At 41.6% G+C, this 26239-nt stretch carries 25 protein-coding genes; 4 read left to right on the top strand and 21 right to left on the bottom strand.

Annotated elements, in window-relative coordinates; genetic code table 11:
* The first annotated feature begins 12 nt into the window (after nucleotides 1-12).
* The gene (locus AC4HAI_RS04965; RefSeq protein WP_491110666.1) at nucleotides 13-2787 is read left to right on the top strand and encodes a cation-translocating P-type ATPase; all 2775 of its coding nucleotides are present in this window, start codon (nucleotides 13-15) and stop codon (nucleotides 2785-2787) included.
* An 87-nt stretch (nucleotides 2788-2874) separates the two neighbouring features.
* On the opposite strand, the gene AC4HAI_RS04960 is transcribed toward AC4HAI_RS04965, so the two are convergent.
* Nucleotides 2875-4074 carry an MFS transporter gene (locus AC4HAI_RS04960; protein ID WP_491110665.1) on the bottom strand — a complete coding sequence of 400 codons (1200 nt, stop codon included), beginning with the start codon at nucleotides 4072-4074 and terminating at the stop codon, nucleotides 2875-2877.
* A 184-nt stretch (nucleotides 4075-4258) separates the two neighbouring features.
* Between AC4HAI_RS04960 and AC4HAI_RS04955 the strand changes: the two genes are divergently transcribed.
* On the top strand, nucleotides 4259-4912 hold the full coding sequence (locus AC4HAI_RS04955; RefSeq protein ID WP_491110767.1) for a Crp/Fnr family transcriptional regulator: 654 nt from the start codon (nucleotides 4259-4261) through the stop codon (nucleotides 4910-4912).
* A 127-nt stretch (nucleotides 4913-5039) separates the two neighbouring features.
* Nucleotides 5040-5654: a peptide deformylase gene (gene def, locus AC4HAI_RS04950; RefSeq protein ID WP_491078516.1), complete on the top strand. Its 615-nt coding sequence runs from the start codon at nucleotides 5040-5042 to the stop codon at nucleotides 5652-5654.
* An 86-nt stretch (nucleotides 5655-5740) separates the two neighbouring features.
* Here def and AC4HAI_RS04945 read toward each other — a convergent pair whose 3' ends face one another.
* From AC4HAI_RS04945 to tgt, 11 genes are all read right to left on the bottom strand, one after another.
* Nucleotides 5741-5932, bottom strand: a complete 192-nt coding sequence (locus AC4HAI_RS04945) for a hypothetical protein (protein WP_491110663.1) — start codon at nucleotides 5930-5932, stop codon at nucleotides 5741-5743.
* On the bottom strand, nucleotides 5929-6567 hold the full coding sequence (locus AC4HAI_RS04940) for a putative bacteriocin export ABC transporter (protein ID WP_491110661.1): 639 nt from the start codon (nucleotides 6565-6567) through the stop codon (nucleotides 5929-5931). Before AC4HAI_RS04940 ends, AC4HAI_RS04945 begins: the two co-directional genes overlap by 4 nt.
* Nucleotide 6568: 1 nt before the next feature.
* The gene (locus AC4HAI_RS04935) at nucleotides 6569-8554 is read right to left on the bottom strand and encodes a DUF1430 domain-containing protein (protein WP_491110660.1); all 1986 of its coding nucleotides are present in this window, start codon (nucleotides 8552-8554) and stop codon (nucleotides 6569-6571) included.
* Between the two features lie 216 nt (nucleotides 8555-8770).
* The gene (locus tag AC4HAI_RS04930; RefSeq protein WP_491110659.1) at nucleotides 8771-9316 is read right to left on the bottom strand and encodes an NADPH-dependent FMN reductase; all 546 of its coding nucleotides are present in this window, start codon (nucleotides 9314-9316) and stop codon (nucleotides 8771-8773) included.
* A gap of 125 nt (nucleotides 9317-9441) precedes the next feature.
* Complete coding sequence (locus tag AC4HAI_RS04925) at nucleotides 9442-9876, bottom strand: MarR family winged helix-turn-helix transcriptional regulator (protein ID WP_491078522.1); 435 nt, start codon at nucleotides 9874-9876, stop codon at nucleotides 9442-9444.
* Nucleotides 9877-10174: 298 nt separating this feature from the next.
* A complete protein-coding gene (locus AC4HAI_RS04920; RefSeq protein ID WP_491110658.1) occupies nucleotides 10175-14575 on the bottom strand; it encodes a PolC-type DNA polymerase III in 4401 nt (1466 codons plus the stop codon).
* Between the two features lie 137 nt (nucleotides 14576-14712).
* Nucleotides 14713-15996, bottom strand: coding sequence for a DUF975 family protein (locus AC4HAI_RS04915; protein WP_491110657.1), 1284 nt, complete (start codon nucleotides 15994-15996; stop codon nucleotides 14713-14715).
* A 76-nt stretch (nucleotides 15997-16072) separates the two neighbouring features.
* Nucleotides 16073-16615: a biotin transporter BioY gene (locus AC4HAI_RS04910; RefSeq protein WP_491110655.1), complete on the bottom strand. Its 543-nt coding sequence runs from the start codon at nucleotides 16613-16615 to the stop codon at nucleotides 16073-16075.
* An 11-nt stretch (nucleotides 16616-16626) separates the two neighbouring features.
* Entirely contained in the window at nucleotides 16627-16929 is a 303-nt protein-coding gene (locus AC4HAI_RS04905; RefSeq protein WP_491110653.1) for a CHY zinc finger protein, read from the bottom strand.
* A gap of 216 nt (nucleotides 16930-17145) precedes the next feature.
* On the bottom strand, nucleotides 17146-17376 hold the full coding sequence (locus AC4HAI_RS04900; protein WP_491110651.1) for a GlsB/YeaQ/YmgE family stress response membrane protein: 231 nt from the start codon (nucleotides 17374-17376) through the stop codon (nucleotides 17146-17148).
* A gap of 15 nt (nucleotides 17377-17391) precedes the next feature.
* Nucleotides 17392-18534 carry a tRNA guanosine(34) transglycosylase Tgt gene (gene tgt, locus AC4HAI_RS04895; protein WP_491078528.1) on the bottom strand — a complete coding sequence of 381 codons (1143 nt, stop codon included), beginning with the start codon at nucleotides 18532-18534 and terminating at the stop codon, nucleotides 17392-17394.
* Between the two features lie 336 nt (nucleotides 18535-18870).
* Between tgt and AC4HAI_RS04890 the strand changes: the two genes are divergently transcribed.
* Nucleotides 18871-19773, top strand: a complete 903-nt coding sequence (locus tag AC4HAI_RS04890; RefSeq protein ID WP_491110650.1) for a helix-turn-helix domain-containing protein — start codon at nucleotides 18871-18873, stop codon at nucleotides 19771-19773.
* Between the two features lie 583 nt (nucleotides 19774-20356).
* Here AC4HAI_RS04890 and AC4HAI_RS04885 read toward each other — a convergent pair.
* The 9 genes from AC4HAI_RS04885 to AC4HAI_RS04845 all read right to left on the bottom strand — a co-directional run bounded on the left by AC4HAI_RS04885 (nucleotide 20357) and on the right by AC4HAI_RS04845 (nucleotide 26011).
* On the bottom strand, nucleotides 20357-20503 hold the full coding sequence (locus AC4HAI_RS04885) for a hypothetical protein (protein ID WP_491078530.1): 147 nt from the start codon (nucleotides 20501-20503) through the stop codon (nucleotides 20357-20359).
* Nucleotides 20504-20532: 29 nt separating this feature from the next.
* Nucleotides 20533-20703: a hypothetical protein gene (locus AC4HAI_RS04880; RefSeq protein WP_491078531.1), complete on the bottom strand. Its 171-nt coding sequence runs from the start codon at nucleotides 20701-20703 to the stop codon at nucleotides 20533-20535.
* 11 nt (nucleotides 20704-20714) lie between these two features.
* Nucleotides 20715-20858, bottom strand: coding sequence for a hypothetical protein (locus AC4HAI_RS04875; RefSeq protein ID WP_491078532.1), 144 nt, complete (start codon nucleotides 20856-20858; stop codon nucleotides 20715-20717).
* Nucleotides 20859-20905: 47 nt separating this feature from the next.
* Complete coding sequence (locus tag AC4HAI_RS04870) at nucleotides 20906-21082, bottom strand: hypothetical protein (RefSeq protein ID WP_491110649.1); 177 nt, start codon at nucleotides 21080-21082, stop codon at nucleotides 20906-20908.
* Nucleotides 21083-21250: 168 nt separating this feature from the next.
* A complete protein-coding gene (locus AC4HAI_RS04865; protein WP_491078534.1) occupies nucleotides 21251-22489 on the bottom strand; it encodes an aminotransferase class III-fold pyridoxal phosphate-dependent enzyme in 1239 nt (412 codons plus the stop codon).
* A gap of 13 nt (nucleotides 22490-22502) precedes the next feature.
* Complete coding sequence (locus tag AC4HAI_RS04860; protein WP_491078535.1) at nucleotides 22503-23411, bottom strand: hypothetical protein; 909 nt, start codon at nucleotides 23409-23411, stop codon at nucleotides 22503-22505.
* A 9-nt stretch (nucleotides 23412-23420) separates the two neighbouring features.
* Nucleotides 23421-24131, bottom strand: coding sequence for an SDR family NAD(P)-dependent oxidoreductase (locus tag AC4HAI_RS04855; RefSeq protein WP_491078536.1), 711 nt, complete (start codon nucleotides 24129-24131; stop codon nucleotides 23421-23423).
* Nucleotides 24121-24858, bottom strand: a complete 738-nt coding sequence (locus AC4HAI_RS04850) for a methyltransferase domain-containing protein (RefSeq protein WP_491078537.1) — start codon at nucleotides 24856-24858, stop codon at nucleotides 24121-24123. Before AC4HAI_RS04850 ends, AC4HAI_RS04855 begins: the two co-directional genes overlap by 11 nt.
* Entirely contained in the window at nucleotides 24851-26011 is a 1161-nt protein-coding gene (locus AC4HAI_RS04845) for a hypothetical protein (protein WP_491078538.1), read from the bottom strand. Before AC4HAI_RS04845 ends, AC4HAI_RS04850 begins: the two co-directional genes overlap by 8 nt.
* Nucleotides 26012-26239 lie beyond the last annotated feature (228 nt).

Below are 26239 nucleotides of genomic sequence, written 5' to 3'. Positions count from 1 at the left end.
GAAGGCGGTTACATGGCAGATGAAACAGTTGGCTATCAAGCCCTTTCATCAGAAGAACTATACCAACAATTTCAGACAAGGCAAACTGGCCTGCACAGCGAAGACGTTCACAAACGACAGGGTGAGTATGGTAAAAACCTCCTGGCAGAAACTAAGCAGGAATCTCAACTACTGCGCTTTTTGAAGAATTTTACCAGCCTGATGGCTCTGTTACTTTGGATAGGCGGTCTGGTGGCTATCTTAACTGGGACTATCGAGCTAGGTCTTGCGATCTGGCTGGTCAATGTCATCAATGGTATTTTTAGCTTTATTCAGGAAAATCGTGCTCAGAAGGCTACCCAAGCCTTGAAAAATATGCTTCCTGCTTATGCTCGTGTCGTTCGTGATGGTATTGAACAAAAGATTTTAGCAGAAGACTTGGTTCCTGGGGATATTCTCCTGATCGAGGAGGGGGATAAAATTTCGGCAGATGCTAGGATTCTTACCGCAACGGATCTACAAGTCAACCAATCTGCTTTAACGGGGGAGTCCAATCCGGTCAGAAAGCATGATCAGGTGATTAGAGACGAAGATCTTACTACCTTGGAAGCTGATAATCTCATCTTTGCAGGGACGACTGTTTCCAATGGTTCTGCTCGAGTTTTAGTGACCAAGATTGGGATGGAGACAGAGTTTGGTAAGATCGCTCACCTCACTCAGGATGTGGCCGATGATAAGAGTCCGCTGCAAAAGGATGTGGATCGTCTGACCAAGCAGATCTCTCTCATTGCTATGAGTGTCGGGCTTTTCTTCTTCATCGCCTCTGTTTTCTTTGTCAAGGAGCCGATTGCTAGAGCCTTTATCTTTTCACTAGGGATGGTTGTGGCCTTTATTCCTGAGGGCTTGCTGCCTACCATTACTCTATCTTTAGCTATGGCTGTTCAGCGTATGGCCAAGGAAAATGCTCTGGTGAAAAAATTAGCATCCGTAGAGACTCTCGGAGAGACTACTGTTATTTGCTCTGATAAAACTGGGACCTTGACTAAGAATGAGATGACCGTTCATAATATATGGACGCCCAAAAAAGAATACAAGCTAACAGGTCTAGGCTATGCACCCGTAGGACAGGTGCTCCTAGAAGGACAAGAAGTCCGAGCAGATATGGATACTGATCTCAACTGGATTTTACGAGGGGCAACTCTGTGTAGCAATGCCAAGATCAGCCATCCAAATGCTGACAATCCTAATTATACCGTCTTGGGCGATCCGACCGAGGCCTGTTTGGAGGTGGCTGCTCAGAAGGCTGGTATCGATCTATCTGCTAATGATCGGGATAATTATCGCTTGAGAGAGCTGCCGTTTGATTCTGATCGCAAGCGTATGACAACTTTCAATCATCTATCACAGGCTATTGAAGGAAAGTCGACCGCATCCTTTACCAAGGGAGCACCTAAGGAAATCTTGGAGCTTAGTCCCTATATCCGAGAAGATGGTCAGATCAGACAACTCAATGACGGGGAAAAATCCGCAATCCTGAGAGCCAATGATGCCTATGCCCAACAAGGACTCCGGGTTTTAGCCCTAGCCTGCAGGCTCTATGATGATGAAACTGGCCTTGCAGAAGCTAGCGTCGAAACAACAGAAGCTGATATGATCTTTATGGGGCTACTGGTCATGCAGGATCCACCGCGCGAAGGAGTCAAGGAAGCTGTTGCTAAATGTCACGATGCCAACATTAGGATCATTATGATGACAGGTGACTATGATTTGACAGCGGTCAGTATTGCTAAGAGTATCGGGATTGTCAAGACTGAGCATCCTCGTGTGATCAGTGGTCGTATCTTGGCAGAGATGTCTGATACTGATTTGCAGGAGGCCCTCTGTGATGAGGTGATCTTTGCTCGCATTGCACCTGAGCAAAAATTCCGAATCGTCACCAATCTACAAGCATTGGGACACGTCGTCGCCGTGACTGGTGATGGCGTCAATGATGCCCCTGCTTTGAAAAAAGCTGATATTGGTGTCGCTATGGGGATCACAGGAACTGATGTCGCCAAGGAATCGGCTGACATGATCTTGACCGATGATCATTTCACTTCTATCGTTAAAGCCATTGAAGAAGGGCGCAGCATCTATAATAATTTGCGTAAATTCCTCAGCTACATTTTTAACAGCAATACTTCAGAAGCTGTCCCATCAGCAGTCTTCCTCTTTTCCAAGGGGCTGGTTCCTCTGCCTTTGACCGTTATGCAGATTTTAGCTATCGATCTGGGGAGTGATATGATGCCTGCGCTAGGCTTAGGTGTGGAGCAACCTGAGGAAGGTATCATGAGTCAGCCACCGAGGGCTAAATCTGACCGACTGGTCAATCGCAAGATGCTGGTCAAATCGTTCCTCTGGTACGGTGGCATGGAGGCTGTCGTTGCTATGATCGCTTTCTTCTCTGTATATGCTCTTCATGGAGAATTGGGCAGTAGTCTAGCTAGCAGTGGCAGTCTTTATCGTGAGGCTACAACGATGACTTTGGGTGCCATTATTTTTAGCCAGATGGCTCAGGTCATGAACTGTCGGACACGGACGCAATCTATTTTTAAGAGGGGCTTCTTCACCAATCGTACGATCAATCTTGGACTAGCCCTTGAGATTATGCTCTTTTGTCTACTGGCCTATGTTCCTGCCCTCAATGGGCTGTTTAATACAGCACCGATCACTAGTCTAGAGTGGGGTATTTTACTGCTCTGTCCTCTGCCAATTTTCTTTATCGAAGAAGCTAGAAAGGCTTGGCTACGTCAAAAATCTCGGACTTAGGAGGCTTTTGACACAACCCGTGTTTGCATTTTCGCTACAACTAAATTGAGACTGGAAGCAGGATCCAGTCTCTTTAGTATGTTTTAGTTAAGATCTTTCTGATCTTGGAGTGGTTTGCTTTCTGCCTCGTAGGGCCTGAGCTAGGAGGCAGAGCCCTAAGAGCAGGCTAGCTATCCCCAAAATAAGGAAGGGAGCTATCAAGGATGGGCTTAATCTAGCGAAAACTCCCATGACTACTGGTGCTAGGGCACCTCCTAAATTACAGCCCAGCAAGACTAAGGTGGTTGCCGTATGAAGCTTTTCTTTTGCCATATGCTCTGAGACATGATTGAATACAAAGGTTACCCCTAGACTATATACAAATCCTGTCACCAGAGCACCGAGACCGAGTAGTAAAACACTATCAGCCAACCACATGAGGAGCAAACCAAGACCTAAAACGATGGCAACCAGGCTCATTAAATAGGATTTGCACCAAGCAACCAGGCTGCTGAAAACTGCACCAGATAGGATCCCCATCAGCATCATCAGGCTCAAAATTATACTAGCAGCTTGGGCACTAGCATAGCCAAAATGGTCAACGATAACTGGGATGCGCAAGGTATTGATGGAATTGATCAGGATTACAAAGCCTGCATAGCAGGCCATGGCCATGATATAGATGCGCTCTTTGACACTGAGGCGGGAAGTCTCTTGGGATAGGGCTACATCCTTAAGAGAAGATTGTTCAGCTGACTGGGGTTGACTAACAAAGAGCAGGTAAAGAGCCAGGATAAGCAGGGCAAAGGCATAGAGGATAAAGGTTGCTGACCAAGATAAGCCCAGCAACTGCCCAGCTAGGAAGGTCAGTAGGGCTGAGCCCAGCACTTCTGCTGAACCACGATAGCCCAGCATCTTGATCCGCTCACGCCCCTTGAAGCGTTGGCTAATCATGCTGATGGCACGGGCATTGATCAAGCCAATCCCAACTCCCATAAGCAGGCGGGCCATGACAACGAGATGATAGGTCTGAACAAAGACAGGAAAGCTCCCTCCTAGAGCCAAGAGCAAGAGACCAGTGACGATCATCAATCGTTCCGATAAGAAACGACCGAGCAGGGGCGTCACTAGGAGGACGGCGATAATGGCAAAGGAAGGCAGTGACACTAAGAGTTCGATCTGGGCTGTCGCAATCCCTTGCTTGCTATAGTAGGCAATCATCTCCGGTAAGGCCGGCGAGATGGCATAGGTTGATACTAGCATGAGAGATAGAGCTAGCAGGCTGATTTTTTCCATTGTAGACTTCATGATAACTTCCATTCGTTTAAATTCTTGAATCTATTGTGCTTATCAAGTATAATGAAAATCAAATTGAGAAAATAGGACATATGTCCTAAAAGTAGGGACAACAAAATCAACCACTGCGCAAATCTAATAAATCCATAATAATACTAACGAGTTTGGGCTTTTGTCCCGCTCTCAAAAGGAGCCTATCATGTCAAAATCTCTCCAAGATTATATCACAGAGTATGAGCTTGATCGTATTTTTCCGGAGCACTATCTCTCTCATCTCCAGCTAGTTTGCTACGATAAGGGAGAATCTATCTGTCAGCAAGGAGAGGCGCTAGGCTACCTCTATTATTTTATCGAGGGCCATATCAAGATTGTTCGCCGTCTCTTCAACGGTAAGGAGCATATTCTCGAAACCATCCAGCAGCCTACCTTGATCGGAGATATTGAGTTTATGAACCAGCAAGATAGTGTCTCGTCTGTTACCGCTTTGGAGCCTAGTATCGTCATTCAACTGCCCTTGCAGCACCGGGATCAGCTCTTTAGGGACCCCCTTTTTCTCTATCAGATGGGACGGCAGTTGGCGCAGAAACTTGAGCAGCAAAACCGTATCTCCTCAACCAATATCGCTTACTCCGTCAAAGAAAGGCTGGCTACCTACCTACTATCCCATGAGGTAGATGGTTCCATCCAGCTGGCTCCCAGTGTGCTAGCTGATACTTTTGGTACCTCTTATCGTCACTTGAGCCGGGTGATCAAGGCGTTACAGGATCAGAGAATGATCGAAAAAACTGCCTTTCGGACCTATGTCATCACAGATCGATCAGCACTGAAAGAGCTGGTCATTCAAGACTAGGGGGGGATTTCTTTTGCGACTTCTGACTTTATCATTGCTTGCTTTCGTGCTATACTAAAGTTAATCACAACCATGCTAAAGCCTTGCCATATCTGTGGTTTGACTTTTACAATAAAGGAGGAAATCAATGTCTGCACAAGATAAAATCATCAAAGCTCATCACCTGATCGACATGAGCGATATTATTCGTGAGGGGAACCCTACCCTTCGCCAACCAGGAGAAGATGTCACACTCCCTCTTTCTGATGAAGATATCATCCTAGGGGAAAAGATGATGCAGTTTCTTAAAAACTCTCAAGATCCTGTCACGGCTGAAAAGATGGGCTTGCGGGGAGGTGTCGGATTAGCAGCGCCTCAATTAGATATTTCTAAGCGCATCATCGCTGTTCTGGTTCCAAATCCAGAGGATGAAAATGGGAATCCCCCAGAAAATCCCTACAGCTTAGAGGAGATTATGTACAATCCTAAAATCGTCGCCCACTCCGTCCAAAACGCTGCACTGGGAGATGGAGAGGGATGCTTGTCTGTTGACCGTGATGTTCCGGGTTATGTCGTTCGCCACTCACGGATCACAGTCGAGTATATCGATAAGAAGGGTGAGCCACAAAAGATCAAATTGCGTGGCTACAACTCAATGGTCGTCCAACATGAGATCGACCATACCAATGGTATCCTCTTCTACGACCGTATCAATAAAGAAGATCCCTTCGCCATTCAAGATGGTTTGCTTATTTTAGAATAAGCAGGCTGATCTCTATAGATAAAAAGCTCTTTGTACCTGAGTAGGTACAAAGAGCTTTTTTAGATTTCTGGTGGGTTGAAGGACACTTAATCCTTATCCTCCTTGACATAATTCCAAATCGCTAGGATCAAAGAGATAATACTCATGATACAGATCAGCTGGATCAATAATTTTGAAGGCTGTCTCATGGCTCCCATCTGCGTTAGTATCATGAATCCTGAAAATATAGTCATCAAGAGTTGTAAGAAAATATTGGTTAATCCACCTCTTAGTTTCATACTAGGACTTCCTTTCCAATTTGAATAATATGATCCATGCGTTCATATACATTGGGATCATGGGTAGCTATGATAATCAGACGATCATCATTTTGCATGCCTAGAATCAGATCAATGATTTCTTGACTGTTTTTTTGGTCTAAAGCAGCTGTTGGCTCATCCGCTAACAAAATCGGACTATCCTTTAAAATCGTCTTAGCGATGGCAACACGCTGGCTTTCTCCCCCTGATAGGGAAAAGATTTTGCGGTTGAGCTCTACTTGTAAATTGACACGTTTTAGTGCATTTTTCATCCGAGTGAGTTTTTCACTATTTTTGAGCTTCTTTCCGACAAAAGCCAACTCTAAATTTTCTTTAATGGTGCGATTTTCGATCAAACCAAAATTTTGGAATAAATAACTGATATAGTCTTTAAAGTATTCTTTTTCCCTTATAGCTGAGAGTTCACGTCCTTTGATAAGTACCTTGCCGGCATCTGGCTTTTCTAGTTTTCCAATGATGTTTAGGAGAGTTGATTTCCCAGAGCCTGACTGGCCGATCAGGGCATAGGACTGTCCCGCATCAAAGGACATGTCTATATTGTCAAAGATGACACGATCATCGAAGGCCTTTTTTATCCCTTGCAAGTCAATCATGCTATTCTCCTTTCAAATAACTAATATTAGAGTGATTTTCATGATGGAGCTGGACACTAAATAATCCTACTGCCACAAGAAGATAGATCAGAGGTACCAAGGTGACTGAACCCGGTAGCTTCAAGAGCAAGGCTCCTATATACATGACTAGGGCACCTAGGCTGAGACTCAAGAGGTAGGTCTTGTGCATAGACAGAAGCGACATGCCTGCCAATCTCTTGATAAAGAATTCTCGGCGTCCCTGATAGAAATAGATGATATTGACTAGGATCATCAGCATAAAGGAAGTCGCCAAGCTCACACCTACTGCTATAAGTAAGAGATTCTTATCTTGCTTATAGGCTGCCTCCTTGGCCTGGATCGACTCAAAACCGTTAGTCAGGTTGCCAAATTCTGTCGTCATCTTGTGTTTTTGAATCAGGCTGATAACGGTCTCTGGATGGTCAACCAGCATATCTCCTGGATCGACTAGACTGTCGGTCATACCAACTTTTCTGACGATGATGATGGGATCTTTTCTAAAGGAGTCAACAGAGATAGATTGGGTACCTCCACCATCATCAAAAATAGGGTAAGTAAAGACTGCTCCTCCATCGTATAGACCGGCTAAAACCTCGGCGCCCTTAGCGATTTGGCTGACCTCATTGGAGGCAAATCCATGTTTTTCAAAGCGAGTCCATTGTTTTTTGAGTGAACTGTAGTTATTTTTTTGCGATTGCGGAATCAAGATCAGCTCATCGTTTTCCTTCATGCTGTTTAGCTTGTCCTCGGATTCTGGACTTAGCGACAGGTCAGAGTGATTGATGAAGGCAGGATTGACATAGAGGACATTGGAAATCGACTCCTCAGTCGGCTCATAACTACCTGCTTCTGAGCTGTCCGAAATAGCAATATCATCACTATTACTTTCTCGGTAAAGGATGGTGACTGATTTTTCTAACTCCTCATAGAAGGATTTGTAATCTTCTTGTGTGACTGTTTCACTTCCTTCTAGAGTCGCTAAGCTATAGTAGTCTTTATTTTCCTGCCATACTTTTTGACCTGTTTCTAGGAGGGATAAGTCTTTATCAATCCTAGTCATCCCAAAGAAACAATACATAACAGAAGCTATGGCTACAGCCTGAGTGGCAAGCACCACTGTCATCATGATGGCAACAGGTGCTTTACCCTTGATGGATAAGTAAATCGGTTGTTTTTGCAGAACATAATAAAATAAATTAGATAAGCCGGCATTGACCATGACAAACAGTAAGCATATAGCCGCTATTGGCAGGGCGACTAAGAGTAGGCCTGTCAAAGACCAAAGACCAGCTGCTAGCATGACCAATGATACACCTACGATGATGACAAGGGCAGATAGGACCATAAAAACCGTGTCTCGAACAGTCTTCATGAGGGCGATTTGGTGTTTTCCTTCACCTGAGAGTCGACGAATGCCAACAGTACGCATGTCGGAGATATACTCTGCCAATACTAGGGTCATGTAGGCTACCACCCAAGCTATAATGATCATCCAAATCTGCCGATTGGTCAGAAAGAGTCTGAGCAGGACGGTACTGTACTCGGTCGGAAAGACCAAGGCCTCATTTCCTTGGCTATTGAGCTTTTCTGCTACTTCTTCAGCTGACAGCTTACCGCTCACGATAATATAGAGGGTATTATAGCCAGCATTTTTGATTAGCTGGGGATCAGTCTGACGCTTGAGAGAGGAGGGTAGTCTGTCAGAACCGATGGGCGTATAGGTGTTTTCGACCCCGCCTTTACCCTGATCTGTAGTCGCTACGATACGGCGGGCTAGGACGAGATGGTTTTCCTTGGCGAGCGTCTCTAGCTTTTGATCGATGCCGACTGTAGACTGTTCAATGGTGACAACCTCACGGAAGCCTGCCAGCACCTCACTCTGACTGGTCTGTACAAAGAGAAATCCCAAGCCAGCTACGAACAAGAAAGCTAGCAAGGCTAAGAGGCGTTTCAAGTGACGGTACATAGCTGGTTCCTCCCTCTCCTAAAAGACTACTATGCTCTTTATCTCTTCCATTGTAGCCCTTTTGTTAATCATTTTACAGACTGTTTTTTTGATCAATATTGTGGTATTATAATATCGATTGCTTTAAAGCGCTTACATTGTTGGCATAAAAAGGACGGACCCGCTTAAGCGATCCGTCCTTTTTATGCTCATTATCGTTTTTATTACCCTTGGCGCTTAGTCTAGAGCAGCTAGGAGGGCATCAGCTTGCTTATTCAAGTCTGCTGTCACATCTTCACTGGCTACATACTTTCCATCTGCCCAAGCGGAGTCATTGACTTTTGAATAAGTGACTTGATCGACGAATTGTGTCCGAATAAAGGGCATCAGTGCACGATAGCTTTCAGCCACTTGGTCGTGGCCTCCGTTTGCTAAGATAGAGACAGTCGTTACCTTGTCTTGAAGGACTGAGGCACCTGTCGTATCTGAGAGGTCTTCTGCACGGCTGAGCCAGTCGAGCAAGTTTTTCACAGAACCTGGAATGGCAAAGTTATAAACTGGTGAGAAGATCCAGATGGCATCTGCTGCTTTGACAGCATCACGAACAGCCTGTACAGCTGGTAGAACCGGTGTCTCTAAGTCTTGAGAGAAAACCGGGACATCTTTCCAGTCCAGATAGCTTACTTTTGCCTTCCCAGCCAAGACTGCTTCAGCATTTTGAGCCAGTTGGTGATTAAAGGAACCTTGGCGTAAAGAACCGACAATAAATAAAATGTTTTTCATAGGAATTTCCTCTTTCTTTGTCAAAAATGATTTTAGGCTAGTGATAACAGACATTCTGTCTCCTTTGGTAATTATTACTATGTAGTGATAATAGCATAGAAGAACTAAACTGTCTAATGATTAGCTCATCGTTCCTCTTGTGGCTTGAATTTCTTGAGTAAGGCAATCAGCTGTTCTTGCTCATCCGGAGTAAGAACGTCAAAAGCTGCTTCAACTTCTTTGATGTGAGCCGGAAGGGCTTGCTCAATCAGATCTCTCCCCAAATCTGTCAAGGAAATGACATAGACCCTGCCATCGGATTTACTGACTTGGCGTTTGATCCATCCATTTTTTTCCATATTTTTGATCACAATAGTCATATTACCAGATGTAGAGAGGATGGTACTGATCAACTCCCCGATACGCATAGGACCCTTGCTGTAAAGGACATCCAAAACACTGAACTGAGCTGGTGTCAGGTTGTAGTCGCGAAAACTGGTCGATACTTGATTATCTATAGTCCGAAAGGCCTTTCGCATGACGACCATGCTCTTGACCGCTGAATTTTTAAATTGTGTCATTGACTCTCCCTCAATTATCTGTTTAAGATCAGCTAAGGACACTGCTCAGCCTACTTGCTCTCTTTTCTCTGTAGTAGGTAATTGCAGATCATTTTAAGGTCTCTTAAACCGATTTATCCCTAATTATTAATTATAGCTGTTTTTTATTCTAGCATGATTATGAGTAGGCTACAAGCCTAACGCCCAGAATGAGCAAAAAAGCAAGAGCCTGGAACAAAAAGTCCAGACTCCTTATCTCTATTCTAGAGTTACCCAATCACCGCAGGGGTTGATAGTTTTAAGTGTTTATTTTTGGTTATTAGAAAAAATCTTCGAAGAGAGAGAGTTGGTTGTCTTCAGGCATATCGCCTAGAATACCCATCTCATCCATTTTTTCGACTAGGGTACTGGAAAGACCACCACGTTTTCTAAGCTCTGTCTTGGATAAGAATTCGCCCTCTTCTCGACTAGCAACGATTTGCTTGGCTACATTTTCTCCCAAGCCGTCCATAGCCACAAAAGGTGGAATAAGGGTGTCTCCCTCGATCTTGAACTCTACAGCATCAGAATGATAGAGATCTAATTTACCAAACTTGAAGCCACGCTCCAGCATCTCATTGACCAATTCCAAGGTGGTGTAAAGATCGTTTTCAACATTGGTTGCTTCATTATTTTTACGTTTGATTCTGATATCCTCCATCCTTGCTTTGACCGCTTCTAGACCACCACTCATGGTCTTGAGGTCGAAAGCCTTGGCACGGATTGAGAAATAAGCACTGTAGTAATAGATTGGGTAGTGTACTTTGAAGTAAGCTACACGCAAAGCCATCATGACATAAGCAGCCGCATGGGCTTTAGGGAACATATACTTGATCTTACCACAGGATTCAATATACCAGTCAGGCACATTGTTGTCTCGCATGGCTTGAATATAGCTGTTTCGCTCTTCTTCAGAAATCTTCAACCACATCCCCTTACGCACGCGCTCCATGATGCTAAAGGCCATCTTAGGATCCAGTCCTGCGTGCATGAGATAAACCATGATGTCATCACGACAGCCAATAACCGTCGACAAGGTCGCCACTCCATCCTTGATCAGGTCTTGGGCATTGCCCAGCCAGACATCCGTCCCGTGAGACAGGCCAGAGAGCTGTAAAAGCTCTGCAAAGGTTGTAGGGTGGGTCTCATCGACCATCCCACGAACAAAGTTGGTTCCAAACTCTGGAATGCCTAGCATTCCTGTCGGAGTACCAATTTGTTCCTCCGTCACACCAAGTACTTCTGTTCCTGAAAAGAGTTTCATGACATCTGGGTCATCTGCAGGAATATCATTGGGGTCTATGCCTGAGAGGTCCTGGAGTTTACGAATCATGGTGGGGTCATCATGTCCCAGAATATCGAGCTTAAGGACATTTTCATCGATATCATGGAAGTTAAAGTGGGTGGTCTGCCATTCGGCTGATGTATCATCAGCAGGATACTGCACTGGGGTGAAATCGTACACATCCATGTAGTTGGGGATTACCACGATACCGCCAGGGTGCTGACCTGTTGTCCGCTTGACACCAGCAGAGCCACTGGCTAGGCGGTCAACCTCAGCGTCTGGGTAAAACTTATTGTAATCACGCTCATAGCCCTTAACAAAACCGTAGGCAGTCTTTTCAGCCACCGTACCCACGGTACCGGCACGAAAGGCGTACTCTTGACCAAAGATATCACGCACATCCAAATGGGCGTTTGGCTGATCATCTCCTGAGAAATTGAGGTCGATATCAGGAACCTTATCCCCATCAAATCCAAGGAAGGTCTCAAAGGGAATATCCTGTCCATCTTTTTTGAGCGGATGAGCACACTGAGGACAGTCTTTATCAGCTAGGTCAAAGCCCGAACCGACTGAACCGTCTGTTATAAATTCTGAATACTGACACTCCGGACAGACGTAGTGAGGGGGCATTGGGTTTACTTCGGTAATTCCAATCATGGTCGCTACAAAGCTCGATCCAACCGAACCGCGCGATCCCACTAGGTAACCACGCTTATTAGAACGATCAACCAGCATTTGTGAGGCTAAATAAATCACAGCAAAACCATTCCCTAGAATAGAAGTCAGCTCTTTTTCGATCCGACGGTCAATAATGTCTGGCAGGGGGTTACCGTAAACTTCGAAGGCTTTTTCATAGGTCTTTTCAGCAACAGTCTCTTCTGCTTTATCAATATAAGGCGTGTAGAGATCTTTTTTGACCACTTCGACTTCTTCAAAGCGTTCCGCTAAATCTTGAGTGTTGCGGACAACAATCTCATAAGCCAAGTCTTCTCCCAAAAAGGCAAAGTCGTCCAACATCTCATTGGTCGTCCTAAAATGGGCTTTTGGCAGAGGAGCAGGCTGGGCATCCTCTCCTCGTCCGATCGGACGGTTAATCATCGCTCCCTGACCTAGACTGCGGACAATAATCTCACGGTAGAGCTCATCTTCTGGCTCTAGATAGTGGACGTTACCGGTAGCAAGGACTGGTTTATTTGCCCTTCTTCCTACTTCGATGAGATCTCGGATAACCTGCTGGATCCCCTCTTGTCCAGAAATCAAATCATTAGCTAAAAGCGGTTGATAGATAGCTGGTGGCATGACTTCGATAAAGTCATAATACTGGGCCAGCTCCACAGCCTTATCCACACCGCTGGTAACAACAGCGTCAAAGACCTCCCCTTCTGAGCAGGCTGTTCCTAATAAGAGCCCCTCACGATATTGATTTAGAACGGTTCTAGGGATACGGGCTACTCCTTCAAAATATTTGACATGGGAGAGGGATACCAGCTTGAAGATATTTTTGAGCCCTATTTGGTTTTGCACGTAGATGGTGGCATGTTTGATTCTGGCTTTCTTGTAGGAATCTTCTGAGACCAGTTTAGTATTTAGGTCAGCCAGGTCTGTCACACCACGTTTTTCACGCGCCTCCTTGATAAAGATAAAGAGCAGACGTCCAGTTGCTTCCGCATCGTAATTAGCCATGTGGTGATGCTCTAGTGCCACTTGAAAACGCTTGGTTAATGGGCCTAGTCCATGACGCTTATACTCTGGGTAAAGGTTTCGTGCGAACTCCAAGGTATCAATGACCGGTTGAGTGATCAGGGGCAGGTCATGACGTTCATAGTTGGCATTCATAAAGCCGACGTCAAAGGTCGCATTGTGGGCTACTAGCACCGTGTCCTTACAGAAGGCCTGGAATTCTTCCAAGACCTGCAAGAGAGGCTTGGCTCCCTTGACATGCTGATCGGTAATCCCCGTCAGATCAGTCGTAAATTGACTTAGAGGATGACCGGGGTCGATAAATTCATCGAACTGCTCAATGATATTTCCTTTATACATCTTGGAAGCGGCAATCTGGATCAAGGAATTATTGACTGCTGAGAGTCCAGTTGTTTCCACGTCAAAGACCACATAAGTTGCTTCATGAAGATCCATGCTGACTTCGTTATAAGTGATTGGCACACTGTCCTCAACGATATTGGCTTCGAGACCGAAAATCGCCTTGATTCCAGCCTTTTTGGCTCTATGATAGCCATGTGGAAAACTCTGAACATTGGCATGGTCGGTAATGGCCACAGCTGGGTGCCCCCAGGCTGCAGCTTTATCGATCAGCTCCTCAACTGTAGGCAGGGCATCCATGGTTGACATATTGGTATGGGCATGAAATTCCACTCGCTTCTGCCCCTCAGGCATAAGATCCTTACGTGGCGTATGGGTGATTTCCTTGACGTCTTGAACATTCATGGTCAGGGATTTCGTCCATTGATTGTTTTCAATATTACCACGAACCCGCAGCCAAGCCCCCTTGGTGATCATATCGTATTTTTTGAGATCATCGTCGTCTTTGGCCCATTTCTGCATAGCAAAAGAAGAGGTATAATCTGTCATCTTAAAGCTGATGATGTGGCGACCTGTACGGGTTGTACGGCGCTCGACATCAAAGACCATCCCTTCAAAGACAATACGATTTTCTTCTGTTTCGATGTCGATCATAGGCGTAATCTCAGCTTTTTCAAAGCTTGCTTGGCGCTTGGCAGCTCGCTCTTTATAGTCAAACTGTGGAGAAACAGGCGCTGCTTCTTCGCGCTCTGGCAAGGAGGCTTCTAAGGAGGCTAAAGCCTGAGCATTTTCTTCCTGAGCCTTCTCAATTAATTGCTCGCTTCGTGCTTCAAAGGCCTGCTGGAGCTCTGCTGTCATGGCTTCATCTGACCTAATCTGAGCTGTTAATTTGCCAAAGCCAAATAGGGCTAGTTGCTGCTCTAGACGTGGGAGATGGGTCTTTTTAAAGTGATCATTATCGACAAAGCTCGGCGCATGAATAATCAGATTCTTCTCTTCGTGCGATACTCTGAGCTTGGCAAAAGACGAGCGAAAACTAGCACTGTTGCACAGCGGATAATTAAAACTCTCCTCATAATAAGCCTGTAAAAGGTCATCTGTAAAGTCAGGTGTCCTAGCTTCAATATCAAAGGTCACCTTGATATCTGCTCGTTCAAATGTCGATACCAGGCGATCAGCCAACTCACGATAGATCTCAATCGGTAGGATCCTCTCAAAGATAAAGTGGAACTCCCAGTGTCGACTAACAGCATGGACTTTGACTTCCTTGATATCGGCAGCCAAAAGCGCTTGATCCTTTCTCATATCAAGCGGTAGCTCTATTTGTTCCATCAGTTTTACGAACAAATCTGACATAATTGTTGACCTCCATTAGTTCCTTCATTATAGCATAAAAGAGGCAGCTGCTGAGAGTGTAAGTCAGAGAAAAAAACTGAGACCTGCTTGATCTCAGTTTTTAAGTAGCTAGCTTTATTTTTCTGATTAGATGCTAGTTATTTCTTACGTTTTTTCCCTTTTTTCTTGCTCTTTTTCTTAGCAGTCTGAGGTTGTTTCGTGGTCGTCGAACCTAGGGATTTAGTATCCTGTGATTTTTCTTTTGAAGCATCTGTTTGGGTTGTTTCTTTATCTTTAACCCCTGCAGTATCTTTAGATGGAGCTGATTTTTTGTATTTGGCTTGCTTTGCCTCTAGTTTTTCGATCGCTTTTTGGCGTCTTGCTTCTTTTTTCTCAGCTCTTTTCGCAGCTTTTGGATCCTTGGCTAGCTTTGCTTCACGCTCTTCTTGCTTTTTGGCCACTTTTTCACGGCGTTTTTCTTCACGTGCTTCCTTGGCTTCCCATTTCTTTGATGATTTTTCCTCAAGGCGTTCAGATCTTTGTGCACGACGTTCAGCTTGCTTATCATTGTAAGCCTGTAAGGATTCACGATAATCTTTTTGCTTAAGGGCCAATTCCTCTTCAAAATTTGTCAATACCTCAGGCACATCTTGCTGGCGCAAGTCCTCATAAAAGGCTGCCATGGTTACCCCTACATAAGGAGCGAGGATTGATGCTGGCAGATAGATTAAAACACTCAGTAAGATCGACCAAGCAATGATAGCTAACCAACCACTGGATGCTTCGATCTGCTGGACAATAACATAGTATATGGGCAGTGTGACCAAAAGAACCAAGGCAAACCAGCCCAAGAAACTTAAAATGAGCTTGAAATAGTCCATTTTATGATCTTTCATCAGCAAGCGACTCTTGGTGATGTTTGAGGTCAAAGTAATTCCCTTATCTTGGTCTAGGTCATCCTTGAGGGTGAAAAGAGCTTGCGAGTAAGACACAGCCTTGATATAGCCGGGAATAATGAGGAGAATCATCCATAAGATCGTAAAGACAGCGGACATGAAGTAGACACCAAAAACGCTGTCAAACCGTTCATCTTTGAAAGCATAAGTCGCTGCTTGTTTGATAGGGCGCTTGCGTCCACGGATTAAATCGAGGTAGGCGAATTGAGCACCTGCTCCAATCCCAACAGCTCCAAAGAAAGCAAAGAGTCCCACACTCAAAAATGCCATGATCAAGAAGACCATAACCACATTGTTGACAGTTGTGTAACCTGTCATTTGATCTTGACTCTGCGCCTGAGTATAGACTAGTCCGACAACACTGGCTAGAAATAAGGCTAAAATCTCTAAAACCAGCGCTGGCACCAAGCTGACACCGATCCCCCAGGCCCAATTTCCACGCAGAGCGGTCTTAGCCTCTTGCTTAAGCTCTTTTCTTGTTTTCACGATAGACTCCTTTTTAGGTTTAGTACTATTATTCTATTATCATTGCTAGGGCTTGTCAACCAGTGGCCTTGTCACATCAATCGATCTTTGACGCATAAATCCTTAGCTCTAGCCTCTGTGCTAGAAGATTAGCCAGCAAGGCTTTAAGCGTATCTAAGGGCAGGAAGGCCAGATTGCTAAGTACTAATCCTTGGTAGAGAGATGAGTTGTTATAAGCAGCTAGGTAGAGACCTCCTAGGATATCTACCAGAAAAACCCCTGCTAACCATAGGCGGATAAAAGATAAGCCAAACGTAGAACCAGGTAGGATGCTTCTCAATAGAGCCAGGGTTCCCGGCACTAAAAGCCAAGAGCAAATGTAACCTGCTGTCGGTCCCGCCAGTCTTTCCATGGTCATATGACCACCGGAAAAGACAGGAAATACCAAGCCTAAAACTAACAGCAAGAGCAAACAGATTATTGCCTTTTTGGGTTTCAGTAGCTGACTGACCAACATCACTCCCATGTTTTGAAGAACGATGGGGATCGGAGTAAATCCCAAGGGAATAGGCGGTAGCATCCCCAAGACAACAAGAACTGCGCTCATCAAGGCTATGAGGGTAAATTCTTTGAGTTTCATAGTACCTCCACTCAGAAAAAATAAATACTATCGTGCAACTGACAGTTTGGATTGAAGGAGATCTGACAAAATGGGCAAATACCTGAATGGTAGGCAGGCCAGTCAAGGTAATTGTTACAGTTCCCGCAAAGGACCAGTGGGCTAGTCTGGCGATCAATAGCTTTAAAATGATGATCCGCTAAGGTGTCATGGCACTGGTAGCAGGCATAATAAGCCTGGCAATCCCCACAACGCAGAGCTATGACGTCTCGCTCACTATGATAGTGGCGGCAGCGTCCGGCTGCGTCTAAATCTAATCCATGTATCTCTTGCATGACTGCCTCCTTTTTCTCTTAGCCTAGCATAGGGGAACTATTGTGTCAACCTCTATTTAATATCGGGTTTACACCAGTGAGCTGAGACAGAACTTTCTCTGACTTATCCTTTTCCAGATGGACTCATCTTTTACTAGCTTTAGTCTTAAAACATAAAAAAGGACAAGTTACTCTTATCATACTTGACTTGAGTCTTGTCCTCTTAGTATGTATAGATTACTCTCCAAAGAAAAAAGAAACAACAGCCACGACAATAACCGCTCCCAAAATAGACGGCAGCAAGGCATAGCCTGCAATCATTGGTCCCCAATAGCCAAATAGATTTTGGCCAACCCAAGAACCAACAAGCCCGGCTAGGATATTGGAAAGGCAGCCCATGGCTTGACCACGATTAGTCAGCCAGCCAGCAACCATACCGATAAAGGCACCGACAATTAATGGTATCATAGCTTCCTCCTCGCTCTAGAAATTACGGTTATTCCTACCATAACCATAGCGTTCCATAAAATCTTGACGGAAATCAAGGAGATTATCGTCCATGATAGCTTGACGAACCTTTTTCATCAAGTTAACTAGGAAGTAGAGATTATGGTAGCTGGTCAAGCGAATCCCAAAAGTCTCATCAGCCTTGATCAAGTGGCGCAGATAAGCCCGGCTGTAGTTACGACAGGTGTAGCAATCGCAATCTGGATCAAGCGGGGTAAAGTCCTTGGCATAGGCTGCATTTTTGACAACCAGACGCCCTTGACTGGTCATGCAGGTCCCATTACGGGCGATACGAGTCGGTAGCACACAGTCAAACATATCTACTCCTCGGATAACTCCGTCAATCAAGCTATCTGGGGCTCCGACACCCATGAGGTAGCGCGGTTTATTCTCAGGTAGTAAGGGCGTTGTGAAATCAAGGACCGCATTCATTTCCTCATGGCTCTCACCAACGGCAAGTCCTCCAATCGAGTAGCCAGGAAAGTCCATGCTGACAAGATCAGCTGCTGATTGACGACGCAGATCTTCAAATCCTGCTCCTTGGACAATCCCAAAGATCCCTTGGTCATGCGGACGGCGGTGGGCTTTAAGGCCCCGCTCGGCCCAACGACTTGTGCGCTCGATAGATTTTTTGACATAGTCATAAGGTTGATAGAACTGCGGGCATTCATCAAAGCTCATCATAATATCTGAGCCCAGATTATTTTGGATGGCAATGGCCTTTTCAGGGGACAGGAACATCTTAGACCCATTGAGGTGATTCTTGAAGGTCACGCCTTCTTCTGTAATATTTCTGCTATCAGCCAGTGAATAGACCTGGAAACCGCCACTATCTGTCAAAATCGCTTGATCCCAGTTCATAAACTTGTGCAAACCGCCAGCTTCGGCAATCAGCTCATCGCCTGGACGCAGCCAAAGGTGGTAGGTATTGGATAGGATGATCCCTGAACCCATCTCTTTTAGTTCTTCCGGTGATTGCGTTTTAACTGTTGCTTGAGTCCCCACAGGCATAAACATGGGGGTGGGAAAAGTGCCATGTGGTGTGATAATCTCACCTAGACGAGCACCCGTATGCTTTTCTTTCTTAATCAAACGGTATTTGATTGGATAATCTGTCATTCACTTCTCCCTCGTCTTACCTTTATTTTTAAGAGCAAATTAGCTTCACTATTTTAACAAAATAAGACAGACTTGTCACTTAGAGCAGTAATGGGCATAGAGGCTGAAATTAATAATTTAAAAAAGAGCTATACTATCACCAGCATTAGAGAGCTAGTGTACTGCAAGAAGTGAAATGTACTCGTACATTATTGCTAGTAAAGATAGTCTAGTTATTTCGGGTAAAGGTATCTTATCGTGAATTAGTGATTATACATATCCAGTTTTTGATATTGTACAAATATTGGGGAGAACGATATAATTATCATAATATGAAACAAAATCGGAGGTGCTCTTATGACAATTAAAGAAGAGTTAGGACGACGAATTAAAGCTGAAAGAAATCGCCAGCAGCTCACACAGGGGGAGGTATGTGGAGACGAAGAGAAACTAACAATCCGACAGCTTCAAAGAATTGAAGGTGGTCAATCCATGCCAACTCTAGAAAAATTAGAGTTCATTGCTAATCGCTTGGGAAGTAAAATAGCTGACCTATTGGATGGTAACGATATTCAAGTACCTGATGATTACTGGAAATTAAAGGGACAGATCGTAAAGTTCCCTATCTATGCTGATACAGAAAGAGTCCAGCAAAAGCAGGAACTGATCGAAGAGATTTATGACAAGTACTTTGATATTCTGCCCGAAGATGAGTTGCTCTTTTTAGATCTTTCAGAAAATATCCTAGAAAGTTTCCAAGAAAAGGATATTCCTAACATCGAGGAGATTTACGAGGATGCCTTTGAGCAAGTACTCAAGAAAGAGACACTTGCCCTTAATGACTACCTTTATATGAGTTATTTTTTACAGAAATGCGGAAAATCAGCGGATTATGATCAGGCAACCTTCAAGCTGCTTGAGCAAAAATTGCTTAAGCAGGAACTGATGGCAGATGAACTTTATAATATTAAATTTTTGATTGCTGTTATAGAAGCTTCTTCGGTTTATGTCCTTCATGATGATTACCGGAATCTTCTTCCTTTGCTGGAGAAGGCTCAGCAAATTATTGACAAGGCTCAGCTTCCCACCTATAAACCAGCCCTTTTAGAACTTGAAGCCAAGTACTATATCAAGGTCGTTAAAGATAAGGTAAAGGCCAAAGAACTCTACCAGCAAGCCTTGATGCTGGGAGAGATCTTAGGCGATTCTAACATAGTTGCAGATGTTAAGATGGAAATGGCCAATGATGGGATAAATTAGCAGAAAAACATATTTTTGTGTTTTAGTTGTCATTATGAAAAGGTGACATCGATGTCGTTGTTACTTTTAAAAGTCTAGGGTAGAATAGATTCATCAAATGAAAGGAAGTCTTTATAAAATGAACTTGAAAAAAATGTTGAAAGTTTTAACTACTCTTGCTCTTTTAGGAATGGTTATATACTAATACTTAATACTGATCATAAACGCTTATATGGGGTTGATCAAGCTCTATAATCTCAATAATAAACAACTAGCTCTATAATACTGCAGTAGGTGGGGCACCTGCTACAGTATTATGGAGTTTTTTCATAATGATAGATTGTAAAATGAAGTGCAACAAAAAACTCATAGGTCCTCAATCGTGTAAACCATAAGTAACCACACTAAACAGCACACGAGAGAGAGTTTTGAAGAAAGCATTGGCATAAGAAAAAAGATAAATGAAGTTAGCTATATCTTTAATTGTTCCTTCATCTATCTTTTATTTTATATTAATAATTAAGGTGATAATTTGAGATTAAAATTATTTTATTTAAAATCACTTCTAAATCTATCATCTATTAAGGAGCTATGCAACCAATAACTAGGTTATAATTGCGACAGCAATCCCTGCTCCTGCTGCTGCTCCTAAAATAAACTCTTTAGCAGCACCATTGAGTTCTACAGCGTTAAGTTCTTCAAACATTGCCTCTGTTTGAAATTCTGTTGTTGAGATATCTAAATTATTCATCGTCTCTCCTTACCATTGATCATTTGTTCTTAAGCTTTCTGATCTGATACTACTTTTTTTCTACCTAAAATTGAAAGTAGTAGGGTTAATACTAGCATGACAACAGCTACCAGTAAATGGTTGGTTTCTAGCATTAAGATTGTTGCCGCAGTTAATAATAAAATCGATTCAAAGTAATCTTTGGGCTCGCTATTAATCATATAAGACTCCTTTAAGTGAGGACAGCGGCACCTACGACAACACCAGCAGCGCCTGTGATAGCACCAGCAACGAACCAACCATCTCCATTTAGTTCTTCTGAATTAATTTCCTCAAATTGTACAGCGGTCATCTTGAGTTCGTTTTGTTCTTTCATTTTATTTTTCCTTTCATTTTTAAGTTGTATTCATCCTATTAATTTAATTAGGTGGCAATTATAACACCTAAACCGACACCAGCAGCAACACCTAGACCACCGGCAATAACATGACTGGCACCATGTAATTCTTCAGACTTAATTTCCTCAAACTCTAAATACTGAAAAGCTTTTTCTTCGATTTTCATATTATCATCACCTCCTTTCAAAATCAGATTAATCATTTAATTAGTTTTAACTAGTTTACAGAATAACTGGATGCAGCAACCCTTGCCAAATTAATTTTCCAAAGTTAGTGTGTAGTTCTTCTACAGCGACTTCTTCAAAGATCTGTGACTCAGATTTATAGTTTTCTTTTTGCATAGCCTCACCTCCTTTCAATAAAGCCAGATTTAAAAAGAATTTTGAGTTTCAATTTTTTTAGAAATCAATTTGAGAGCTCTTTCTAAAATATTTAAATTAATATTAATCTGTGGCATAATAGATAACCCTTCCTCTTCTTCATTGACGTAAAGATAGGTTAGTATACCAAGCTTTTCTAAAGACTTCATTATTGCAAAAGATTGATTACTTCCTGTCCTAACCGCAGTCATAAGTCCTTGATTACGATAAGATAGGTTTCGTGAATCTAAGATACCGGAAATTATATCAGAGATATCTTTTACCTTTTCTTCTATAACCTCTCTAGACTTAATATAATATTCCAGAGTAATGTTGGCTGATTCTAGCCCCAAAAGATTCCCATTTTGAGTTGAGAAATGCTCCATAATTTTTGGATTTTGCTGTAAATTCAAGTCGACTCTTTCATTAACGCAGATACAACCAAAAGGAGTAATACCGTTATTAATGGCTTTACTGAGGCATAAAATATCAGGTTTTTCAGATAACTGCTGGAAATAGAATGGTGTTCCTGTTTTAAAAAAACCAGTAGCTACTTCATCAAAGACTATCAAGACTTGATTTTCTCTTAGTAACTTTAAAAGGGAATTGAAAAACTTTGTACTTGCAAAGTAGACACCCGCTGAAGCTAAAATAGGCTCAATCATCATAACATCATAAGAGGAAGCTACTTTTGCAATATAATCTAAGATATCCTTTTCTTGTTTTACAGATTTAGGGTAGTCTATAAAGGTCACTTCTCCATATTTAGGATAGAAAGAGCTATTGATATCTTTGTCAATACCACTAACTGATATACCTCCAAAAAATGTACCATGATAAGAATCCTTGAAAGTTAAAATTCGGTTATGTTGGCCTTTTTTATTGATGTAATCAGCAATTTTCAAGGAAAGTTCCGTATTTTCTGATCCAGAATTGGTATAAAGGACTCGCTTAAAACCCTGTCCTGTTAATTCTAATATTTTCTGGGCCACTTCATCGTAAATATCATGCTGAAAAGAATGAATATCAACATAGGGAATCTTTTCACTTAACACCTGCTCAAATCTTCTAGAAACCCGTTGGTACAAAGAATCACTATAACCAAGAGAGGTATTCCATAACCCACTTCTTAAATCAAGATACTTCCTGTTTTGATTATCATACAAATAAGTGCTGTCCGCCCTGACTGGTTTAAAGTCATACATGGTTTCATTGCTATATGCACCATTTAACAGAGCATAATTTTTCATTTTCTCCTCCCTCCTAAATAAAGTAATCAAACAAACTATAGATAAAATTGATAAAAGAAAAAATTATCATAAGAAAATTTACTATACCTAATATAAAAACATCTAATCTAAATTTTTTATTCCGTAAAAACATATCCTTGAAGTAAGTCATATAATCTTCTACTCTAAGTAAATTACTAAGATACCAATAACCATCTAACTTTAAGAAGGGAACTAGGTTGGTGACAATCAGCCCCATATTAACAATGATTAATCCAAATAAGAAGCTAGATGGATATAACAGAGCAACTAAGGTTAAGAAAAACCAAATGGCAACCTGAAATTTCACACCAGCCAAGACCAATTCATTCTTTTTTCTGCCTTTCAAGGTTTTATAAAAGGGCACTTTGATAAAGAAGACAGGCATGGAAAAATATCTCAAAGAAAATCCAAAAGTAACTTTAGAAGGTTTCAAATACTTGTAATAAACCGAGAAATGAGCATACTCATGTAAGGGGAGAATTATCACAGTCGTCACAAAATAAATAGCTGCCATATCCCAGGCTGAAAAGCGTCCTAGTGAAAAATGACTTAAATCAACAGAAGTTATTCTTGCTACATGAGGTAGTAAAACTAGACTAACTACTAGCATTAAAGATGTTAAGTACCACCTATTTAAAAATAAAGGAATTTTATAAAAGGCATTAATTTTAGAACTATCTAAAATTAGTCTAATCAAATGAAAATTAGTCAATTTTCCCCTTTTGTAAGGAGAAGTATAAAAATCATGTAGAGGGTTATCAGGCTCTTCAACATTTGTCAAATATTTTTCCAAATGATGGTTAGATGTAATCATACGATCATTTCGCACATTATATAGCCACCTTCTACTATCATCAATTTGGTACTGAATATTTTTGTATTCTTTAATGGTTTGATACATATCTATCTCCTAAACAATAGTATAACCATAGTCCAAAACGAGATTTTGTCCACGCATAGCTCTGCTATTTTCGCTTAGAAGGAAAAGCATTGCTTGATTAACATCTTCGATAGTTACAAACCTCTTGTAGGGAATTCGTGCTAATAAGCGTTTTCCAAAACTCGAAGACAGGAGTTCTCTATTCCTATCACCGATAATGTATGAGGGCGATATTGTATTTATTCTGATATCCTTATCCTTTATTTTGGCATAATCAACTGATAAATTTTTGGCTAATTGAATTAAGGCACTTTTAGCAGGGCCGTAATCTATTCTTTGCTCATGAGCGACAATTCCATTTTGAGAAGCCATAAGCACAATCGAGACCTCATCAGACAGATAATTATAAATTGCCTTCATGGAAAAAAGAGCTGCTCTCACATTAACATCAAATGTGCTATCCCAATCTTCAAGTGTAACTCCAAAAGTATCATTCATATAATTGACACCAGAAGTAAACACAACACTGGAAAAAGTTAGGTTTAATTCTTTTAAAAAGGTTTCCATCTTTCCGAAAGCATCGTTTTGGCGGAAATCAACAGAAAGGTAGTTTGCTAAGCTACTTGAACTCCTAGGAAAATCTATCCCAACAATCTGATCAAAATTTTGAGAATAGCTTTTTAAGAAACCCTGACAAATTTGACTTTCTGACCCAATTAAAAGTAAATTATTACTCATCAAAGACTCCTTCCACCATGGCATAACTGTCTAAATCCTCTACAAGTTTCAGGTTAAGCCCTAATTTTTTAAACATCTTTTCTAATACTTCGTATGAATAAGAATATTTTACAGAAATACCTAACTTTTTAGGACTTACCAAATTATAAATAATCCGTTCCTTTTCTTGATCAAAAAAATTAACATTGTAAAATTTTTCGCCATTTAATTGGCTAGAATTTATAAGGCCGGAAGTAGATTCGAAGAAACTCTCTTTTAAGAAATCGAATACAATTCTCTTAATATGCGGCTGGGTCATTTTAACTTTCTTCAAAAAATCGTAGAAATCTCCGTGACTAAAAAGTGAAACTGTAGTCGCTGGAATAATAATCACTTCAATATTTTTTTGTGGAAGATTTTCAATTTCTTGTATGGTAAGAGAGTAAATCCTATCGCGCCCCTTTGTTCTAATATACTCTGACATCTCTTTGGCGGGCTCTAAGCCAAAAATGTTGTAGCCTTCTTCAAATAACGGGTTAAAAATTCTACCAGTTCCGCTACCAATCTCTAAAACAGGCATTGACTTATCAAAAAATTTTTTATAACTATCAATATCATCCTCTAGCAATTCATCCTGATTAATAATTGACCGGTAATAATTTGCAAAGATATTATCCTCATAAAGATTTTCAATGATCTCTAATTCTGCCGCTCTTTTTTGAAGTTTATTAAAAATTAATGATTTATCCATAAACTTGCAACATCTCCTTTACCTGACTCATTGTTTCATCATCAATATTGCTATCATTATTCTTGATAATATATTCTAGATATTGAGTAACCAAAGCATTAACTTTGAATAAACGTCCAGTTTTAACATTAAAAACAAAGTGTGACTCATCATTTCTAAAAGCAATCCACTCCATCTGACTAAGTGGCAAATCAACTGCTGCCATCTGGTAGTTATTATATGGGGTAATAAACTCCATTTCCCCGTAAACATAGGTGATCTCCAATAAGGCTGCTAGTAAATATTTTACATCCTTTTTTATGGGTACTTTGTCGATTTCCGGTAATTGTAAGCTGGCTTGATTATGTAGTTGCTGGTAACTATCTCCCGAATTTCCAAGCCTAATTTTCGCTTGAGAATCTAAATAGAACTGTCCTTCCATGAAATATAAAGAATTTAATTTTGTAATTCCTGTTAACACACCATAATCTGAAATGTAATCAGTCAAACTGACACGCCCAGAATTTATAAACTGCTTAAAGAGATTTTCCAAAGATTCTTGATTCAAAGGCTTAAAACTTAGATTCTCAAAATTTGATACAGATTTAATAATTACAGGCCATTTTTCTTCAACCACTTTATTACTTGTATAAACAGCACTATTAATTGCAAAATGACTTAATAAATTACGATTTTCTAAAACAAACCTCTCTAGATCATCTGCAAAAACATGCTTCAATAAACCTCTGGGTAGATTGGGATAAATAGCAGTCTTAAAGGCTTTAAATCCATTTTGAAAGACTTGCCCTGTCTCAAGAGCAACTAGTTTATGATACAAATCATGATTTTCTAACTCCGCTTTAATTTCCCGTATTTTAGACTCCTCAAGCAGACTATCAAGCTTATCCATGTCAATGACATCGATTTTTACATCTAGCTGGTCTTGCAAATAGTTTGCAAGCCGCTCTAAACGGTTATTTTCTTCAAGTCTGATAAAAATATATTTATCAAACCCTAAGAATTCTAGGTAGTCACTAAAGTCTTCAAAACTTTGATTATCAAAATCAAAATAATCCAAACTATATTTTTTATCCATTTGGGTTGATAATTTTAGTGAATATAATAACTCATCTTTTTCAAATACAAAATTTAATCCAATCATATTTCCCTCCACTTTTATCCTCCTCATAATAGGGAAGAGTCACAATAAAATTTGTTTAATTTTATTGTGACTTTCCCCTATTAAATAGGGTTTGTCATTGACTATTAATTCAAAATCAATCTTTTTAATTTAATGTTATAATCACTATTAATATAGAAAGGCTAATTTATTTATGAGCCAACAGCTTAGCTGCCCATACAGCAAAAGCTACACCTGCTCCAACCACCATACTTTTCACCT

The organism is Streptococcus sp. ALY_208, from assembly GCF_058314295.1.
The sequence above is the reverse complement of the archived record's forward strand: the minus strand, read 5'-3'. Positions and strand labels throughout refer to the sequence as shown.

Excerpts from the sequence above, each read along its gene's own strand:
- AC4HAI_RS04965 (WP_491110666.1), top strand. The coding sequence starts at position 13 with ATGGCAGATGAAACAGTTGGCTATCAAGCCCTTTCATCAGAAGAACTA.
- AC4HAI_RS04960 (WP_491110665.1), bottom strand. The coding sequence starts at position 4,074 with ATGAAGTCTACAATGGAAAAAATCAGCCTGCTAGCTCTATCTCTCATG.
- def (WP_491078516.1), top strand. The coding sequence starts at position 5,040 with ATGTCTGCACAAGATAAAATCATCAAAGCTCATCACCTGATCGACATG.
- AC4HAI_RS04945 (WP_491110663.1), bottom strand. The coding sequence starts at position 5,932 with ATGAAACTAAGAGGTGGATTAACCAATATTTTCTTACAACTCTTGATG.
- AC4HAI_RS04940 (WP_491110661.1), bottom strand. The coding sequence starts at position 6,567 with ATGATTGACTTGCAAGGGATAAAAAAGGCCTTCGATGATCGTGTCATC.
- AC4HAI_RS04935 (WP_491110660.1), bottom strand. The coding sequence starts at position 8,554 with ATGTACCGTCACTTGAAACGCCTCTTAGCCTTGCTAGCTTTCTTGTTC.
- AC4HAI_RS04930 (WP_491110659.1), bottom strand. The coding sequence starts at position 9,316 with ATGAAAAACATTTTATTTATTGTCGGTTCTTTACGCCAAGGTTCCTTT.
- AC4HAI_RS04925 (WP_491078522.1), bottom strand. The coding sequence starts at position 9,876 with ATGACACAATTTAAAAATTCAGCGGTCAAGAGCATGGTCGTCATGCGA.
- AC4HAI_RS04920 (WP_491110658.1), bottom strand. The coding sequence starts at position 14,575 with ATGTCAGATTTGTTCGTAAAACTGATGGAACAAATAGAGCTACCGCTT.
- AC4HAI_RS04910 (WP_491110655.1), bottom strand. The coding sequence starts at position 16,615 with ATGAAACTCAAAGAATTTACCCTCATAGCCTTGATGAGCGCAGTTCTT.
- AC4HAI_RS04905 (WP_491110653.1), bottom strand. The coding sequence starts at position 16,929 with ATGCAAGAGATACATGGATTAGATTTAGACGCAGCCGGACGCTGCCGC.
- AC4HAI_RS04900 (WP_491110651.1), bottom strand. The coding sequence starts at position 17,376 with ATGATACCATTAATTGTCGGTGCCTTTATCGGTATGGTTGCTGGCTGG.
- tgt (WP_491078528.1), bottom strand. The coding sequence starts at position 18,534 with ATGACAGATTATCCAATCAAATACCGTTTGATTAAGAAAGAAAAGCAT.
- AC4HAI_RS04890 (WP_491110650.1), top strand. The coding sequence starts at position 18,871 with ATGACAATTAAAGAAGAGTTAGGACGACGAATTAAAGCTGAAAGAAAT.
- AC4HAI_RS04885 (WP_491078530.1), bottom strand. The coding sequence starts at position 20,503 with ATGAATAATTTAGATATCTCAACAACAGAATTTCAAACAGAGGCAATG.
- AC4HAI_RS04880 (WP_491078531.1), bottom strand. The coding sequence starts at position 20,703 with ATGATTAATAGCGAGCCCAAAGATTACTTTGAATCGATTTTATTATTA.
- AC4HAI_RS04875 (WP_491078532.1), bottom strand. The coding sequence starts at position 20,858 with ATGAAAGAACAAAACGAACTCAAGATGACCGCTGTACAATTTGAGGAA.
- AC4HAI_RS04870 (WP_491110649.1), bottom strand. The coding sequence starts at position 21,082 with ATGATTAATCTGATTTTGAAAGGAGGTGATGATAATATGAAAATCGAA.
- AC4HAI_RS04865 (WP_491078534.1), bottom strand. The coding sequence starts at position 22,489 with ATGAAAAATTATGCTCTGTTAAATGGTGCATATAGCAATGAAACCATG.
- AC4HAI_RS04860 (WP_491078535.1), bottom strand. The coding sequence starts at position 23,411 with ATGTATCAAACCATTAAAGAATACAAAAATATTCAGTACCAAATTGAT.
- AC4HAI_RS04850 (WP_491078537.1), bottom strand. The coding sequence starts at position 24,858 with ATGGATAAATCATTAATTTTTAATAAACTTCAAAAAAGAGCGGCAGAA.